Source organism: Streptococcus sp. CF8-6 (genome assembly GCF_024295845.1).
Taxonomy (GTDB): Bacteria; Bacillota; Bacilli; order Lactobacillales; family Streptococcaceae; genus Streptococcus; species Streptococcus oralis_BO.
Genome location: NZ_JANCOF010000001.1, coordinates 70,829 through 86,897 on the forward strand (window position 1 = coordinate 70,829; position 16,069 = coordinate 86,897).

Here is a 16,069-nt window from a genome sequence, read left to right on the forward strand (position 1 = left end):
GAAAATTGGAGGAACCTGTTATGACAAATACACGTCGACTTTCGACCATTGCGATTTTATCAGCCATTTCATTTGTGCTGATGTACTTTGACTTTCCGCTCTTGCCAGCGGCGACCTTCCTCAAGATCGAGTTTAGTATCTTGCCAGTCCTTGTGGGCTTGGTGGTGATGGATTTGCCTGCTGCTCTAGGCATTCTCTTGTTGCGATCACTCTTGAAGTTGCTTCTCAATAGCCAGGGAGTGAATACTTACATTGGCTTGCCAATGAATATCGTAGCCTTGGGAGTTTTTGTTATCGCTTTTGGTTTGATTTGGAAAAAGGAACGCAGCACCCTTCGCTTCCTACTGGCATCTCTAGTGGGAACTGTCGGCTTGACTGTGGCTATGTTGCTTCTCAACTATGTCTATGCGGTTCCTTTATACGCGCAGTTTGCCAACTTTGATATTAGAGAAATTATAGGACTTTCTAACTACTTGATGACCATGGTTTTACCTTTTAACCTGATTGAAGGTATCATCTTTGCCGTTTCATTCTGGTTGTTATATGTCCTCTTGAAACCAACCTTAAAACATTATGAGAGATAAACAAACATTTTTAATGAAGGGCAGTTTTGCCCTTTTACTTTTCGTCCTTCTTGGCTATATGGTTAAGTTCTATCCTGAAACGCTGGTCGGTTTTGATCAACCGCTTCAGACTGCCCTTCGTGGGGACTTGCCAGATTACTTGACAGTTCTGTTCCGTACCCTTACGCATTTGATTGATATCCCGGTGATTATCACCTGGGTTGCCATCGCAGCCTTTATCTTTTATCGTAAGCAGTGGAAGATAGAAAGCTACTTCATGGCGGGTAATCTAACCTTAGCCGGTCTTTTAATCGTGACCTTTAAAAACATCTACCAGCGCCCACGGCCAGCTATTTTACACTTGGTAGAGGAGAAGGGTTTTTCTTTTCCAAGTGGGCATTCTCTGGCAGTGACTCTGATGGTAGGGACTCTGATTGTCATTCTCAGTCAACGGATTAAAGATCCAGTTTGGAGAAAAGTCGTTCAAATCGTCCTTGGCTTCTACCTAGTCAGTGTGCTACTATCTCGGGTCTATCTGGGAGTTCACTACCCATCAGATGTTCTTGCCAGTTTCTGTGTGGGTTTGGGAGTCTTGTTTATCGAATTTCCTTTCTATGACAAGCTTCGCTTCCAATGGCGATTTAAAGGCAAGCAGAAGTGAGATAGGTCTTGCAAGAATGGTAAAAATCTGATAAACTAAGTAGTAATTGAATAGAAATCCGCAAGACTAGTAACTCAAGGGAAGTATATCAGGGAGGAGAGCCGTGACTGCAAGCTCTCTATATGAAAGCTGGGTGAATTCACTTGCGCATGGATTTAGAGAAATGAAGGTCTGACTTGTCAGATGAAAACGGATGGTACCGCGTGTCAACGCTCCGAGTGGAGTTTTTGGCATGTGGTTTTCTTTTTATCTACAAGAGACTGATGGAGGAATTATGTCAACTATTGAAGAACAATTAAAAGCGCTTCGTGAAGAAACGCTGGCTAGCTTGAAGCAGATTACTGCTGAAAATGAAAAAGAGATGCAAGACTTGCGTGTCTCTGTCCTTGGTAAAAAAGGGTCGCTTACTGAAATCCTCAAAGGGATGAAAGATGTCTCTGCTGAGATGCGTCCAATCATAGGGAAACACGTCAATGAAGCGCGTGATGTCTTGACAGCAGCCTTTGAAGAAACAGCTAAGCTCTTGGAAGAAAAGAAAGTCGCTGCACAATTAGCTAGTGAGAGCATCGATGTGACACTTCCAGGTCGCCCAGTAGCGACTGGTCACCGTCACGTTCTGACACAAACCAGTGAAGAAATCGAAGATATTTTCATCGGGATGGGTTACCAAGTCGTGGATGGTTTTGAAGTGGAGCAAGACTACTACAACTTTGAACGTATGAACCTTCCAAAAGACCACCCAGCTCGCGATATGCAGGACACCTTCTATATCACAGAAGAGATCTTGCTCCGTACTCACACGTCTCCTGTTCAGGCGCGTGCCATGGATGCCCATGATTTTTCAAAAGGTCCTTTGAAGATGATCTCACCAGGGCGTGTGTTCCGTCGTGATACGGATGATGCGACCCACAGTCACCAGTTCCACCAAATCGAAGGCTTGGTTGTTGGGAAAAATATCTCTATGGCAGACCTTCAGGGAACCCTTCAGTTGATCGTCCAAAAAATGTTTGGAGAAGAGCGTCAGATCCGTCTGCGTCCATCCTATTTTCCATTCACAGAGCCATCTGTTGAGGTGGATGTTTCCTGCTTCAAGTGTGGAGGAGAAGGCTGTAACGTATGTAAGAAAACAGGTTGGATCGAAATTATGGGTGCCGGTATGGTTCACCCACGTGTCCTTGAGATGAGTGGTATCGATGCAACTGTTTACTCTGGCTTTGCCTTTGGTCTTGGACAAGAGCGCGTCGCTATGCTTCGTTACGGAATTAACGATATCCGTGGATTCTACCAAGGAGATGTCCGCTTCTCGGAACAGTTTAAATAAGATTGAAACCTGAAATACAGTCCTAGTCATTTTCTCTCGATGAGAATGGTGAGGACTGACTCGAAGAAAAAGAAAGGAATTGAAAAGGTCTTACTCGGTGAGATCTTACAATCAGAATTATGCTTGTATCTTATAAATGGTTAAAAGAATTGGTGGACATTGATGTGCCATCACAAGAGTTGGCTGAGAAAATGTCAACTACAGGGATTGAGGTCGAAGGTGTCGAATCACCGGCTGCTGGTCTCTCAAAAATTGTCGTCGGTGAGGTTTTGTCTTGCGAAGATGTGCCAGAAACTCACTTGCATGTCTGTCTGGTTAACGTTGGCGAAGAAGAAGCCCGTCAAATCGTTTGTGGTGCTCCGAATGTGCGTGCTGGTATCAAGGTCATGGTGGCTCTTCCAGGTGCCCGTATCGCTGACAACTACAAGATTAAAAAAGGGAAAATTCGTGGACTTGAGTCACTTGGAATGATCTGTTCACTTGGTGAATTGGGGATTTCTGACTCCGTTGTGCCAAAGGAATTCGCAGATGGCATCCAAATCTTGCCTCAAGATGCAGTACCAGGTGAGGAAGTCTTCTCATATCTAGACTTGGATGACGAAATCATCGAACTTTCGATTACACCCAACCGAGCAGACGCCCTTTCTATGCGTGGGGTAGCGCACGAAGTGGCAGCTATCTATGACAAGGCAGTCAACTTCAAAGAATTTACCTTAATAGAAACAGACCAAGCTGCAGCAGATGCCCTTTCTGTAGGCATTGAAACAGATAAGGCGCCTTACTATGCAGCCCGTATCTTGGACAATGTGACCATCGCACCAAGTCCACAATGGTTGCAAAACCTTCTTATGAACGAAGGCATCCGTCCTATCAACAACGTTGTAGACGTGACCAACTATATCCTGCTCTACTTTGGTCAACCCATGCATGCATTTGACTTGGATACCTTTGAAGGGGCTGACATCCGTGTGCGTGAAGCGCGTGCTGGTGAAAAATTGGTGACCTTGGACGGTGAAGAACGTGAACTTGCAGAAACTGACCTAGTCATCACTGTTGCTGACAAACCAGTAGCCCTTGCAGGTGTCATGGGGGGACAAGCAACAGAAATCTCTGAAAAATCTAGTCGTGTCGTCCTTGAGGCTGCTGTTTTCAATGGCAAATCGATTCGTAAGACTAGCGGTCGTTTGAATCTTCGTTCGGAATCATCTTCTCGATTTGAAAAAGGCATCAATGTGGCAACAGTCAATGAAGCCTTGGATGCTGCGGCTAGCATGATTGCTGAGCTTGCAGGTGCAACGGTGCGTAAGGGCATCGTTTCAGCGGGTGAACTTGACACTTCTGATGTGGAAGTTTCTTCAACTCTGGCTGACGTCAATCGTGTCCTTGGTACGGAGCTTTCATACGCTGATGTGGAAGATGTCTTCCGTCGTCTTGGCTTTAGTCTTTCTGGAAATGCAGACAGCTTTACAGTCAGCGTACCCCGTCGTCGTTGGGATATCACTATCGAGGCAGACCTCTTTGAAGAAATCGCTCGTATCTACGGTTACGACCGTTTGCCAACTAGTCTTCCAAAAGATGACGGTACAGCAGGGGAATTGACTGCGACACAAAAATTGCGTCGCCAAGTTCGTACAATCGCTGAAGGAGCAGGTTTGACAGAAATCATTACCTACGCTCTGACAACGCCTGAAAAAGCAGTTGAGTTCACAGCTAAACCGAGTAACCTTACTGAGCTCATGTGGCCAATGACTGTGGATCGTTCTGTCCTCCGTCAAAATATGATTTCAGGTATCCTTGATACAGTTGCCTACAACGTAGCTCGTAAGAACAAAAACTTGGCTCTTTACGAGATTGGAAAAGTCTTTGAACAAACAGGCAATCCAAAAGAAGACCTACCAAATGAGATCAATAGCTTTGCTCTTGCCTTGACAGGCTTGGTTGCAGAAAAAGACTTCCAAACAGCAGCAGTTCCAGTTGATTTCTTCTATGCTAAGGGAATCCTTGAAGCCCTCTTTGCTCGTTTGGGACTCCAAGTAACTTATACAGCTACAGCTGAAATTGCAAGTCTCCACCCAGGTCGTACAGCTGTGATTTCACTTGGTGACCAAGTTCTTGGTTTCCTTGGCCAAGTGCATCCAGTAACTGCCAAGGCTTACGATATTCCAGAAACATATGTAGCGGAGCTCAACCTTTCAGCCATCGAAGCTGCTCTTCAACCAGCTGCTCCATTTGTGGAAATCACGAAGTTCCCAGCAGTTAGTCGTGACGTTGCCCTTCTCCTCAAGGCAGAAGTGACTCATCAAGAAGTTGTAGATGCTATCCAAGCTGCAGGCGTGAAACGTTTGACAGATATCAAACTCTTTGACGTCTTCTCAGGCGAAAAATTGGGACTTGGCATGAAGTCAATGGCTTATAGCTTGACCTTCCAAAATCTAGAAGATAGCTTGACAGACGAAGAAGTCGCACGCTATATGGAAAAAATCCAAGCATCACTCGAAGAAAAAGTGAATGCAGAAGTGCGTTAATAGTCTAAAATCCATCCCTCGGGGTGGATTTTTAGTTTCAAAAGGACAGTTCAGAAGAGAAAAGTGATAGTTGAGGAGGAAGCCATCTCAGAAAGTCTTTAATGAGTTATACTAAAGCTATCGCTGAAATACTTAAAATTTATTAGAGAAAGGATACTTTTGCTACTTATAATCCGATAAAATGGACATAAATCCTTGTAAAGGCTATCAAAAAGGAGTATAATAGGTGCAACATATCTCGGAGGTGGAAAATGTTAGAAGTAAGAAATCTAGAGAAAAGTTTCGGTTCCAAGCAAGTCTTGTTTGGTGTCGATTTTCAGGCAAGTCCGGGAAGGATTCTGGGCTTGGTCGGGAAGAATGGTGCTGGGAAAACAACGATTTTCCACAGTATGTTGAAATTTTTAGAGTACCAAGGAGAAATCAGTCTGGATGGACAGGAGATTCGTCAGGAAACCTACGCTCGGATTGGCTATCTGCCTGAGGAACGCAGTCTTATGCCCAAGCTGACAGTCCTTGAGCAAGTTCGCTATTTGGCGACTCTAAAGGGCATGGATGCTAAGGAGGTCAAGGAGAAACTTCCTCAATGGATGGAGAAATTGGAAGTGAAGGGCAAATTGACTGATAAAATCAAGAGCCTCTCCAAAGGGAATCAACAGAAAATTCAGCTCATTATCACACTGATCCATGAGCCTGACTTGATTATCCTGGATGAGCCTTTTAGTGGCTTGGATCCAGTCAATACCGAGTTACTTAAACAAGTCATCTTGAAAGAGAAAGAGCGCGGTGCAATCATTATTTTTTCTGACCATGTCATGACAAATGTCGAGGAACTTTGCGATGATATCCTGATGATTCGTGATGGGCGTGTGGTCTTGCACGGACCAGTTCAGGATGTCCGTAATCAATACGGGAAAACACGTCTTTTTGTTTCAAGTGAACGAAGCAAGGAAGAATTGGAAAATCTTCCTCATGTCAAACAGGTGAGCTTGACCAAACAAGGTAGTTGGAAATTAATCCTAGATGATGAGAGCGCTGGAAGGGAACTCTTCCCAATCCTGACTCAAGGTCAATACATCGCGACCTTTGACCAACAAGCTCCAACAATCGATGAAATCTTTAAACTAGAATCAGGGGTGGAAGTATGAGAAATATGTGGGTTGTAATGAAGGAAACCTATCTTCGACATGTCAAGTCGTGGAGTTTCTTCTTTATGGTGATTTCGCCGTTCCTCTTTTTAGCCTTATCTGTAGGAATCGGCTATCTCCAAGGGTCTTCTATGGCCAAGAATAGCAAGATAGCAGTAGTAACAACTGTGCCATCTGTGGAAGAAGGGCTCAAGGGTACCAATGGTATCAACTTTGATTATAAGGATGAAGCCAGTGCCCAAGCTGCTATCAAGGATGAGAAAATTAAGGGTTACCTAACCATTGACCAAGAGGACAGCGTCCTCAAGGCCGTCTATCACGGTGAAACTTCTCTTGAAACAGGCATCAAACTAGCAGTAACCAATAAGCTAAATGAACTGCAATACCAACTCAATCGTTCGGCAGCCAATTTGTCTCAAGAACAGGAAAAACGCTTGGCTCAAACTGTTGACTTTACTGAGAAGATTGATGAATCCAAAGAAAATAAAAAGATGGTCCAAACCATTGCGGCTGCGGGGCTTGGTTTCTTCCTTTATATGATCTTGATTACTTATGCTAGTGTCACTGCTCAGGAAGTGGCTAGCGAGAAAGGAACCAAAATCATGGAAGTGGTCTTCTCTAGTATCCGAGCTAGTCATTATTTCTACGCTCGCATGATTGCCTTGCTTCTTGTGATTTTGACCCATATTGGCATTTACGTCGTGGGTGGGCTGGCTGCCATTCTGCTCTTTAAAGACCTACCAATTTTGGCACAATCTGGTATTTTAAACCATATAGGAGAGGCCTTCTCGCTCAATACCTTATTGTTTGTCTTAGTTAGCCTCTTTATGTACGTTGTTTTAGCAGCCTTCCTAGGATCTATGGTTTCTCGCCCTGAGGATTCAGGAAAAGCCTTGTCGCCTTTGATGATCTTGATTATGGCAGGATTCGTCGGAGTGACTGCTCTAGGCGCTGCTGGGGACAATTTAGTTCTGAAAATTGGTTCCTACATTCCCTTCATTTCGACCTTCTTTATGCCATTTAGAGCTATAAATGGGTATGCAAGTGATCTAGAAGCTTGGATTTCGCTTGCCATAACGGTTGTTTTTGCGGTTACTGCGACAGCCTTTATCGGACGCATGTATGCTAGTCTAGTCCTTCAAACAGATGATTTGGGAATCTGGAAAACCTTTAAACGTGCCTTGGCTTATAAATAGGTTTGCGGATTAAAAGAAAATATAAAATAACAAAAGGATAAGATTCAAGTGAAATCTTATCCTTTTTGAGTGTTTTTATCCTAATACTTTCTTTAGAAACAATAACTAAAAATACATAGTGCTAGGGAAGGAGGCATAGATCCTTTTTCACCTATACATGCAAAAAATGATTTATTCGTTTAGCTTAATATTTCCACTTTTTGCAGTAATAGTGAGAGTGGCAGTAGGGGTTTCAATTTTGTGAACGAGAGTACTACCAGTATGCTTGCTGTCTTTAGTGTATTCTACATTGATACCGTTAGGGATATCAATATCACCAAGAGTTGTTTTTAGATCGAAGGATAGTTTATTCAAACTATTGGGAAGCAGTTGCAGGTTGACATCTCCTAGCTGATTAGTGATGGAGATGTTTCCAACTAAGTCTAATTGCTTGGAACTTAATGAGCCACTAGATATTTTTAAACTAGTGTCGGAAATTTTACTTGAATTTAGATTGATATCGCCCAGAGCAGTAGTGATTTCACCAGTTTCAAAATGACTATTATTTAGTCCGATATTACCCGAAGAATCTTTGATTTCTCCAGAGCTAATTTGACTATTGTTTAGAGTAATATCTCCAAGAGCGTTACGGATTTTGCTAGACAAGAATTGACTATTGTTGATTGTTAGATTTCCCTTGGATAAAGTAATTTCAGTGTTATTTGCTGATAAATTAGATAGTGTAATATCTCCAAGTGAAGAGCTACTATTAAACGTCTCAAGTTTGGTTCCCTTTGGTAGAGTGAGGTAAACAATGTTTTTTTCTTGATACTCGTTACTAAATAAATTGAGGAGAGATTGGATTCCAGAGCTTATACGAAAGCCTCCTGAATTTTCTTCCCTGATATTTAATTTTCCATTTTCAGAGTTTACCGTGAGTTTTCCAAACGTATCATTGTTAATCTGATAGTTGTGGTCGTGTTGGTAATAGCTTAAATGGATATTATCATCAGAGGATTCTTCGACAACGAGGTTTCTCATTGCTAGATTTACAGTTAAAGAAGAAATTTTAGAGAAACTTTCTTCGGTTTTTGTTGCCTTTGATTTATTTTTAGTAGAGTTGATTAAATCATTGAATCCACCTGTTGCAGATCCGATGGCCGTCAAAGCACCGCCTAAGATACAAGCTAAGATAGCTATAGATAAAAATTTTTTCTTTGAGTTCATATTAGCCATAATGTGCTCCTTTCTTTGCAAATACTTGTGCTAGCTTGACAAAGCCAGCTTTACCAAACTGAACAATCGGAGAGATATTTGAGAAGAAGAAGCCAGAGAGTCCTAAGGCAATAATACTGAATCCAAGAATAAATAGGAATGCTGGGATGGAGGTAGATAGCCCTAGTGTGAGAGCTTCCCAGATTAAGCTTGCACCGAATATAAAGAGAGCTAAACTAACAATAGCCATTAGGAAAGCCAGAGTAAAAATGAATAAAAAGAAAACAAAAGTTAAGACTATAGCTACTATAAAAAGGGGGATAGCTAAGGGAGCTGCCAAAATTGACAAAATAGAAATTTGAACGATATTCTTTGTACTATTTGCTGAATTATTCTTTTGCTCATCTTCTTCTATCTTTTTGTCCAAAAGGTGTATCATAATTTCATGAGCTGCCTCCTTTGGATTACCTAAATCAGCAATAGCGGTTGCTTCACCTTCAGGTCCTACTTCGTCAAAATACTCAGTGAAATGTTCTATAGTTTCTTCGTAGTCCTTACGTGGTAGTTTTTTTAGATACTTTTCTAGCTCAGCTAGATATTCAGTTTTTGTCATGTCGAATGCTCCCTTCTACGATGCCGTTGATTGTTGTAGTATAAAGTTTCCACTCTTCTTTCAGAGTAAGTAGGTATTCATATCCGTAGGAAGTAAGTGTATAGTATTTTCGTTTACGTCCCTGTTTTTCCTTCGAATAAGTTGCGAGATAATCATTTTGTTCCAGCTTTTTTAGTATGGGATAAAGAATAGACTCTTTGATGTTAGCAATTAGCTTAATGGTCTGACTAATCTCATAACCGTAGGAATCATCTTTTTCAAGAATGGCAAGGATAAGAAATTTTATTAAAGCTGAGGATGTAGGGAAATACATATACCACCTCCTTGTGTAAAAAATATATATATAATTAATTTATATATAGCTTACCTTCTTTTAGAATAATTGTCAAGCATGATATATAAAAAAAATATATAATTTAACAAAATAGTTTGTAATAATGTTACGCAAAAACATCTCTATTATAAAATAAGAAGTAGTATATTAATTAAAAATGGGAAAGAAAGCTTATTGGGAACGATTAATATGAAAGCTTCTTTGATGATTAAAGGGAAAAATATTTTCATATCTATTGACTTTTAGTAGTAAAATTTGGTATGATAGTAGACGGTATTGTTTACCCCATTTGTAAGGCCCCGGAACCTTTCAAATACCCCGCGGACCGGAACATCCGCCCTGTAAACAAAAACGATATTCATATAGGAGAAATCATGAACAAAACTACATTCATGGCTAAACCAGGCCAAGTAGAACGCAAATGGTACGTTGTTGACGCAACTGATGTACCTCTTGGACGCCTTTCAGCAGTTGTTGCTAGCGTACTTCGCGGAAAAAACAAACCAACATTCACACCACACACTGATACAGGTGACTTCGTAATCGTTATCAATGCTGAAAAAGTTAAATTGACTGGTAAAAAAGCAACTGATAAGATCTACTACACTCACTCAAACCACCCAGGTGGATTGAAACAAATCTCTGCTGGTGAACTTCGTTCTAAAAATGCAGTACGTTTGATCGAAAAATCAGTTAAAGGTATGCTTCCACACAATACTCTTGGCCGCGCTCAAGGTATGAAATTGAAAGTATTCGTTGGAGCTGAGCACACTCACGCTGCACAACAACCAGAAGTTCTTGATATTTCAGGACTTATCTAAGGAAAGGAACAATAAAGTATGTCACAAGCACAATATGCAGGTACTGGACGTCGTAAAAACGCTGTTGCACGCGTTCGCCTTGTTCCAGGAACTGGTAAAATCACTGTTAACAAAAAAGATGTTGAAGAGTACATCCCACACGCTGACCTTCGTCTTGTTATCAACCAACCATTCGCAGTTACTTCAACTGTAGGTTCATACGACGTTTTCGTTAACGTTGTAGGTGGTGGATACGCTGGTCAATCAGGAGCTATCCGTCACGGTATCGCTCGTGCCCTTCTTCAAGTAGACCCAGACTTCCGCGATTCATTGAAACGCGCAGGACTTCTTACACGTGACTCACGTAAAGTTGAGCGTAAGAAGCCAGGTCTTAAGAAAGCTCGTAAAGCATCACAATTCTCAAAACGTTAATCGACACGATTATATCAACGTTTCAAAGCACTCAAGAGTTCACCTCATGGGTGCTTTTTTTATGTTTTTTGAAAAAGTTCACCTCAAAGTTTACCTTATTTTAACCTTATTGTTTTAGAGACTTTAAGGCAAATTCACCGACTGCCATAGGGACTACATTAGAAGTATTGACATAAATCTGTGTTGTACCTGTGTCGCTATGTGTTAGAGCTTCGGAAATAGCTTCTAAGCTCATTCCTGCCTGTTTAGCGAGTGTTGCTCCCGTATGACGTAGTTTATGTGGTGTAGCGTGTGTAAGCTCTGGGTGTCGCTTTCTGATAGTTTTCATCTTATTATTGAGATAGTCAGAGTGTAAAGGTTTATTGACATTTCCTCTGGTATCTATGTAAGTGAAGATGAATTGTTCTGGATTAGTGATGATACCAAACTTTGTTAGTTCATATTTTTGTTGTTTTTTCCATAAGGTTAGAAGTTGAAGTAAGTCGCTAGAAATAGAAAAGATAGTTTTTTTATTTCCTTTGGTAGATTTTACTTGTCCATATCTATCTAGAGCCTGAATTAACTGAATCTGAGATTTTGAAAAGTCGATATGTTTCCACTGGAGAGCATATGTTTCTGATTTTCTATCTCCAAGGAAAAAAGTGAGATAGAAAAGGACGTAATCTTTGAGTGATAATTTATCGTTCTCTAAATCTTCTTTAAAGGCTGAGAACCATTCTTGGAGTTGCTCATGAGTTAAATATAAATCTTCATCACGTTTTGATTCTGCAAGTTGAATTTTTTTGACAGCCTTAATTCGTCTTAAAGTTTTTGCAACTCTATTTGCTTCAATATACTCAAGTTCTTCTGCCCAATCAAAAATAGAAATAACGTAACTTCGTAAAGTTTTGAAGTTGGCATATTCGTTGGCTTTTGCCGTCATCAAATTTAGAATAACCTGTTTATTTTGGTTTAAAAATTGAATCGTATAGTTGCTAAGAAGTGGTAATATATGCTTTTTAAAACATGTTTTGGTGTTAGCAATTGTTGACCTGCTTGGTGGCTTCGAAGTAGATGTAGTTTGTCCTGCTTTGTAAGATTCCCACCAAATATTATTATAGAAGTCCGAGAAAAGAATATCTTCTTTTCCTAGTCCCGAAAAGACGTTATCTTCAATTTGGTTTAGCTTCGTAAGTAGGTCTATCTCTGCTTGTCGTGCCTCCTTTCTTGTTTTAAATCTCTTATCATAATAGTTATTGTTAACGATACCAAGAGGCATTCGTGCTTCTAATGGTATATAGACTTTTAAGCGGTAAGTTCCGTTTTTTGTCTTACTGATAGTCATGATATTCTCCTTTATATCGAACCAGAAAATATCATGACCATTATAAAATAAAAATCTTGATTTTTCTAGTTGTTACTGTTTAGCCAGCGGTCAATAGCATCTTTGTGGAATCGAATTGTTTTTCCAATTTTGATTGATGGAAGCCCCCTTTGAATCCATGAATCAAGAGTATTGTTGGAAATTCCTAAATAGTCGCAAGTCTGTTGTTTGTTAAAATAGGGACAACTTAAAGGATTTTTTTCTAATTGTTGTTTAATTTCTTTTTGAATAAGATTGGATAATAATAGTTGAATTTGGTGAATTTGCTCATCTGGTAGGATTACTTGCATTTATTCTCCTCCTTCTTATCTTGGTTCCTCATTGGATTGCATCGACGTGAATCCAAATACTTAGCAAAAAAGTAGGTACGCTCAATGATAAGTCCAAGAAGTGGTGTGTGATTAGCTCGTGCATACCAGACGAGTTCTTCAAACTCTGTGAAGTCATTCTGCTCAATAATATCCACAACTTCATGCATGAAATCATCTGAGTTATTTTCTACAAGAAATTTATCGAGATTAAAACCACATCCAACTTCAATATCATCTATATCATATTGAGTTTTCTCCTTATTTTCAGCATGAATGAAATAGTCGAAAAGTCCTTTGGGTGATTGTACGATTTCTACATGAGCAGGGCCATTCAACTTATCCTTGATTAGCTCAGAAACTTGTTTATAACTTTTGAGAGAATCAAAGAAGAAAGCCCCGTGTTTGTGAGATTTTTTCAGTTCCCCAGTTTGTCGGTTAATGTCTTTATCGTGCCAAGGACTCAGGATGAAGGGGATGTGTAGTTCTTCAAGAACTTCAAGATAGTCAGCAGGGGCGCTTTCTTTGTAAAAAAGGAATGTCCACTTGCTGGAGCGTTGTTCTTTTACCATTTTGATATACCTTTCTGATTACTGATTACAGGATAATTGGGGGTCGTAGTAACCCCAATTATCTTGGAAAATGCTAGAAGGGGCTATCTGGCTACTGCTTAACGCAAGCCATAGCCCCTTTTTGTCGTTTTTTACCAACTAACCATAGTTTATTACGAATCCGATTAGGTGCTGAAAAGTAATAATCAGGATGCTGACTTGCAACTTCTTCTTTCAGTTGAGAAGTCATGTCACCCAAGATTTTTTGCCCCTGCTGGTCTCGAGGAACTTTGACAAAAACCGTCACATCATCTTTTCGTATGTCTACGATGCTTTTATGTGCACAGTGATTAAAACTACTATTTATGGGATTAAAGGTAGTTATATTCTGATTGTCAATCGTGGTTATTTTTTCTGATTTTTCACGTTGCGTTAGAAACTGACGAAGTTTGAATGTAAAGTATACGGACTTAAAATAGTTGAATAGACTATCAAATCGAAATCGATTCAGAATTTCAAACATTACAGAAATAAATAGTGTAAGTAGAAGGAAGGACATTGCTGTATAAGAATATTTACTTCCTAAATCTAAATAGCCATTGAACTGGGAGAGGTCAAAAAAACTCAGAGGATTTAGGTTAAACTGATTTGATAGAAAATCCAGAGACCATCCTATAAATCCTGCTAGAAATGAAACTAGAATTAGATTGATATTGAGGTTGAATGTCCTCATGAAGTAAGATTTTTTCACCATTAAAGAATTCCTTTCTTTGTGTAATAGGTTGGACATAGTAGCGGAAGTACCTGATAAGGATGTTCGTTATCAATTACTTGAATCAGACCTGTTCCATGTCCAATAGGGATAACAATACCTTCTGGGTCGAGGTCGGGAAATAGAAATTGTGTCGTCTTCTTGTTAATGTTGCCAATCTGGATGAGGACATTAAGTTGTTCACGAACAGAAATGGGAATGGTAGTATGGTCGAATCTTTGGCTAACCAATAGTAAATGAATCCTTGTAGCACGGCCAAGAAGTGCGATAGAAGACAAGAGTGAGAAAAACGATTCTTTAATCGTCTTATTGACTCCTTCGGATAATGCAAGAACCTCATCAATCACAATTGTCATATGAGTGAACTCATGACGTGGATTCTCGTATAGGATTGCTTGACGTTTTTGAATCAGTTCTAGACATTGACTTAATTTCTCATTGATTTCTGATACAAAATCGGACTTAGAACGATTTTCAAGAGGATGAATCACGGCAATTTGATGTTCACGTGCCCAACGACTAGGCGTGTCAAATTTTGGGTCTACGATAATTAAATCAGATTGATTTTTGAGTACACTTAGTAGATAAGTAAGAGCATAAGATTTACCCGAACCACTATTTCCACAGATTGCAATGTGATTGACCTTATCAAAATTAAGCGTAAAATTTTCCATAATTGGAATTTGGTTTTTGGGCAAACTTGTTGTATATCTATCAAGGTCAGGAATGACCAATCGTTTTGAAATTCCCATCTTCCACGGAAAGAAGAGTCCTCGCTGAACATGAATATCATCCGTTTTTAGCGGGACAAAGTATGTTGCATTTTGCTTCAATAAAGTATAATGTGGGTATAGGGATGCGTTAGCAATCAAGAAGATTTTATTATAGAGCTCATCGTCTAAAATATAGGCGCAGGGAAGTCGTGGGATGAAGATGAAACCGTTTTCTTGAATGACAATGTTAAAACTGTTTGTATAACTTGTTTCGCCTTGCATCAAGGCTCCAAGAGCCATATTAAGGCTCTGGAGCAAGTATGATTGCAAGACGGTATCTGTTGTTCTAGATACCATTATTTGACCTCCTTGACATTGTCAGCTTTGAAGTAGACGTTAAAGCCAACTTCACAAGCTTGAAGATTATCAAATTGTACTAATGACATATATGATGGTAGAACTACTTCAGATTCAAATTTGACTCGGAAAGGCGGAAGCCCTTTTTGTGAGAACCAAGCTTTATAAGCGACAATTTCCCCTGTTGGTTGACCGTCTTCAAATTTAATTTGTGTTTCTAGTTCGGTGCTTAAGCAGAAAATTCCCTGCTTGTTGTCAATATATTCATTAGCAGTATTAACTGAGTAGCCACCTTTGCGATTGCGTGTTTTCATTAGATTTACCTCGTGTTTGATTATTTGTCTTAGCTAAGAACAATCTTAGTTTAACGTAATTTCATGAAGCAGACTGTCAGTTTTTATGACAGTCTATTTTTAAAATTGTGATATGAGGTAGGCAAATTCAGATAACCAATCAGTTAATTTTTCAGCAATTTGATAGGATGTTTCTTCTTCTGGAAACTCAGAGATAAAATTTAATAGAGAAGTAATAAGAGTTTCTTGATAATAGTCAGTAAAGTCGGATACTTGCTCGTTTGACGAAATGGAATAATTTCTAAGTTTTTGTTTTAAAATTTTTTTGAGTAAACTATTATCAAAAATGGGGTCTGTTAAAATTGCAATTATCAAGTTTTGAAAAAGTTGGAGCATAAACTCTTTGTTTGGAAAGAATAGTTTTCTTGGTGTTGGGTAATTGAGGCTAGTTTGAAAAGCTAGTGAAGCATTAAAACTAAGATTCCTTTTCCCTTTAATAATTTGCCCGACAGTTGTTTCTGATATAAGTTCAAATTCTCCATCAGGTGTTTCAAAACCAATTTGATTTTGCAAGATTTGTAATTCTTTAAGACGCATGTGTACTGATTCTCCGAGTAGCTTACAATACAATTTTGTCATAATCTTTTTATAAGTCATTTTCTTCCTTGCCGTCCTAAGACAGAAAGAAACTTAATAGAGTTTAACCGAATGGTACAAAAAAGCACACCAAATAAACGGCAAAACTTCACAAAATACAGATAACTAATATGACTGTCTATATTTTGAGTTTCAATCCGTCAATTTGATGGCCATCAAAAAGAACTATTTAATTATTTATCAAGATTTTTCTTGATAATTCTATTTTATCTGAAAAAAATAATTTATTTTTCTACCAATAAGATTATTAAATCAATGATCAGGAAGTTTT

Annotated in this window: 18 protein-coding genes; 8 read left to right on the forward strand and 10 right to left on the reverse strand. The window is 39.4% G+C overall.

Annotated elements, in window-relative coordinates; all coding sequences use genetic code 11:
• Positions 1-20 precede the first annotated feature (20 nt).
• From NML69_RS00360 to NML69_RS00385, 6 genes are all read left to right on the forward strand, one after another.
• A complete protein-coding gene (locus NML69_RS00360) occupies positions 21-584 on the forward strand; it encodes an ECF transporter S component (protein ID WP_254724968.1) in 564 nt (187 codons plus the stop codon).
• A complete protein-coding gene (locus NML69_RS00365; protein ID WP_254724969.1) occupies positions 574-1,224 on the forward strand; it encodes a phosphatase PAP2 family protein in 651 nt (216 codons plus the stop codon). The genes NML69_RS00360 and NML69_RS00365 overlap by 11 nt, the downstream gene beginning before the upstream one ends.
• Before the next feature lie 274 nt (positions 1,225-1,498).
• A complete protein-coding gene (gene pheS, locus NML69_RS00370; RefSeq protein WP_000103743.1) occupies positions 1,499-2,545 on the forward strand; it encodes a phenylalanine--tRNA ligase subunit alpha in 1,047 nt (348 codons plus the stop codon).
• Between the two features lie 119 nt (positions 2,546-2,664).
• On the forward strand, positions 2,665-5,070 hold the full coding sequence (pheT, locus tag NML69_RS00375; protein ID WP_254724970.1) for a phenylalanine--tRNA ligase subunit beta: 2,406 nt from the start codon (positions 2,665-2,667) through the stop codon (positions 5,068-5,070).
• Positions 5,071-5,321: 251 nt separating this feature from the next.
• Positions 5,322-6,215, forward strand: coding sequence for an ABC transporter ATP-binding protein (locus NML69_RS00380; protein ID WP_235097110.1), 894 nt, complete (start codon positions 5,322-5,324; stop codon positions 6,213-6,215).
• Positions 6,212-7,411 carry an ABC transporter permease gene (locus tag NML69_RS00385; RefSeq protein WP_254724971.1) on the forward strand — a complete coding sequence of 400 codons (1,200 nt, stop codon included), beginning with the start codon at positions 6,212-6,214 and terminating at the stop codon, positions 7,409-7,411. Before NML69_RS00380 ends, NML69_RS00385 begins: the two co-directional genes overlap by 4 nt.
• A 171-nt stretch (positions 7,412-7,582) precedes the next feature.
• On the opposite strand, the gene NML69_RS00390 is transcribed toward NML69_RS00385, so the two are convergent.
• The 3 genes from NML69_RS00390 to NML69_RS00400 are packed head-to-tail and all read right to left on the reverse strand — an operon-like array spanning position 7,583 to position 9,531.
• On the reverse strand, positions 7,583-8,626 hold the full coding sequence (locus NML69_RS00390; RefSeq protein WP_254724972.1) for a DUF4097 family beta strand repeat-containing protein: 1,044 nt from the start codon (positions 8,624-8,626) through the stop codon (positions 7,583-7,585).
• Positions 8,619-9,218, reverse strand: coding sequence for a DUF1700 domain-containing protein (locus NML69_RS00395; protein WP_254724973.1), 600 nt, complete (start codon positions 9,216-9,218; stop codon positions 8,619-8,621). Before NML69_RS00395 ends, NML69_RS00390 begins: the two co-directional genes overlap by 8 nt.
• The gene (locus NML69_RS00400) at positions 9,205-9,531 is read right to left on the reverse strand and encodes a PadR family transcriptional regulator (protein WP_000273868.1); all 327 of its coding nucleotides are present in this window, start codon (positions 9,529-9,531) and stop codon (positions 9,205-9,207) included. Before NML69_RS00400 ends, NML69_RS00395 begins: the two co-directional genes overlap by 14 nt.
• A gap of 395 nt (positions 9,532-9,926) precedes the next feature.
• On the opposite strand from NML69_RS00400, the gene rplM reads away from it, so the two are divergent.
• Both rplM and rpsI read left to right on the forward strand, forming a co-directional pair.
• Positions 9,927-10,373, forward strand: coding sequence for a 50S ribosomal protein L13 (gene rplM / locus NML69_RS00405; protein ID WP_001044624.1), 447 nt, complete (start codon positions 9,927-9,929; stop codon positions 10,371-10,373).
• 18 nt (positions 10,374-10,391) lie between these two features.
• Entirely contained in the window at positions 10,392-10,784 is a 393-nt protein-coding gene (rpsI, locus tag NML69_RS00410; RefSeq protein ID WP_000075973.1) for a 30S ribosomal protein S9, read from the forward strand.
• 106 nt (positions 10,785-10,890) lie between these two features.
• On the opposite strand, the gene NML69_RS00415 is transcribed toward rpsI, so the two are convergent.
• The 7 genes from NML69_RS00415 to NML69_RS00445 form a co-directional block, all read right to left on the reverse strand.
• Positions 10,891-12,108, reverse strand: a complete 1,218-nt coding sequence (locus tag NML69_RS00415; RefSeq protein WP_254724974.1) for a tyrosine recombinase XerC — start codon at positions 12,106-12,108, stop codon at positions 10,891-10,893.
• Positions 12,109-12,173: 65 nt separating this feature from the next.
• Entirely contained in the window at positions 12,174-12,437 is a 264-nt protein-coding gene (locus NML69_RS00420) for a helix-turn-helix domain-containing protein (protein WP_254724975.1), read from the reverse strand.
• A complete protein-coding gene (locus NML69_RS00425; protein ID WP_254724976.1) occupies positions 12,428-13,027 on the reverse strand; it encodes a replication protein in 600 nt (199 codons plus the stop codon). Before NML69_RS00425 ends, NML69_RS00420 begins: the two co-directional genes overlap by 10 nt.
• Positions 13,028-13,118: 91 nt before the next feature.
• Positions 13,119-13,760: a hypothetical protein gene (locus NML69_RS00430; RefSeq protein ID WP_254724977.1), complete on the reverse strand. Its 642-nt coding sequence runs from the start codon at positions 13,758-13,760 to the stop codon at positions 13,119-13,121.
• A complete protein-coding gene (locus tag NML69_RS00435; protein ID WP_254724978.1) occupies positions 13,760-14,848 on the reverse strand; it encodes an AAA family ATPase in 1,089 nt (362 codons plus the stop codon). The genes NML69_RS00430 and NML69_RS00435 overlap by 1 nt, the downstream gene beginning before the upstream one ends.
• Entirely contained in the window at positions 14,848-15,162 is a 315-nt protein-coding gene (locus NML69_RS00440) for a hypothetical protein (protein ID WP_254724979.1), read from the reverse strand. Before NML69_RS00440 ends, NML69_RS00435 begins: the two co-directional genes overlap by 1 nt.
• Before the next feature lie 99 nt (positions 15,163-15,261).
• Complete coding sequence (locus tag NML69_RS00445) at positions 15,262-15,738, reverse strand: hypothetical protein (protein WP_368406877.1); 477 nt, start codon at positions 15,736-15,738, stop codon at positions 15,262-15,264.
• Positions 15,739-16,069 lie beyond the last annotated feature (331 nt).

What these genes read in the sequence shown, in the direction of transcription:
- NML69_RS00360 (WP_254724968.1), top strand. Translation starts at nt 21, where the DNA reads ATGACAAATACACGTCGACTTTCGACCATTGCGATTTTATCAGCCATT.
- NML69_RS00365 (WP_254724969.1), top strand. Translation starts at nt 574, where the DNA reads ATGAGAGATAAACAAACATTTTTAATGAAGGGCAGTTTTGCCCTTTTA.
- pheS (WP_000103743.1), top strand. Translation starts at nt 1,499, where the DNA reads ATGTCAACTATTGAAGAACAATTAAAAGCGCTTCGTGAAGAAACGCTG.
- pheT (WP_254724970.1), top strand. Translation starts at nt 2,665, where the DNA reads ATGCTTGTATCTTATAAATGGTTAAAAGAATTGGTGGACATTGATGTG.
- NML69_RS00380 (WP_235097110.1), top strand. Translation starts at nt 5,322, where the DNA reads ATGTTAGAAGTAAGAAATCTAGAGAAAAGTTTCGGTTCCAAGCAAGTC.
- NML69_RS00385 (WP_254724971.1), top strand. Translation starts at nt 6,212, where the DNA reads ATGAGAAATATGTGGGTTGTAATGAAGGAAACCTATCTTCGACATGTC.
- NML69_RS00390 (WP_254724972.1), bottom strand. Translation starts at nt 8,626, where the DNA reads ATGGCTAATATGAACTCAAAGAAAAAATTTTTATCTATAGCTATCTTA.
- NML69_RS00395 (WP_254724973.1), bottom strand. Translation starts at nt 9,218, where the DNA reads ATGACAAAAACTGAATATCTAGCTGAGCTAGAAAAGTATCTAAAAAAA.
- NML69_RS00400 (WP_000273868.1), bottom strand. Translation starts at nt 9,531, where the DNA reads ATGTATTTCCCTACATCCTCAGCTTTAATAAAATTTCTTATCCTTGCC.
- rplM (WP_001044624.1), top strand. Translation starts at nt 9,927, where the DNA reads ATGAACAAAACTACATTCATGGCTAAACCAGGCCAAGTAGAACGCAAA.
- rpsI (WP_000075973.1), top strand. Translation starts at nt 10,392, where the DNA reads ATGTCACAAGCACAATATGCAGGTACTGGACGTCGTAAAAACGCTGTT.
- NML69_RS00415 (WP_254724974.1), bottom strand. Translation starts at nt 12,108, where the DNA reads ATGACTATCAGTAAGACAAAAAACGGAACTTACCGCTTAAAAGTCTAT.
- NML69_RS00420 (WP_254724975.1), bottom strand. Translation starts at nt 12,437, where the DNA reads ATGCAAGTAATCCTACCAGATGAGCAAATTCACCAAATTCAACTATTA.
- NML69_RS00425 (WP_254724976.1), bottom strand. Translation starts at nt 13,027, where the DNA reads ATGGTAAAAGAACAACGCTCCAGCAAGTGGACATTCCTTTTTTACAAA.
- NML69_RS00430 (WP_254724977.1), bottom strand. Translation starts at nt 13,760, where the DNA reads ATGGTGAAAAAATCTTACTTCATGAGGACATTCAACCTCAATATCAAT.
- NML69_RS00435 (WP_254724978.1), bottom strand. Translation starts at nt 14,848, where the DNA reads ATGGTATCTAGAACAACAGATACCGTCTTGCAATCATACTTGCTCCAG.
- NML69_RS00440 (WP_254724979.1), bottom strand. Translation starts at nt 15,162, where the DNA reads ATGAAAACACGCAATCGCAAAGGTGGCTACTCAGTTAATACTGCTAAT.
- NML69_RS00445 (WP_368406877.1), bottom strand. Translation starts at nt 15,738, where the DNA reads ATGCGTCTTAAAGAATTACAAATCTTGCAAAATCAAATTGGTTTTGAA.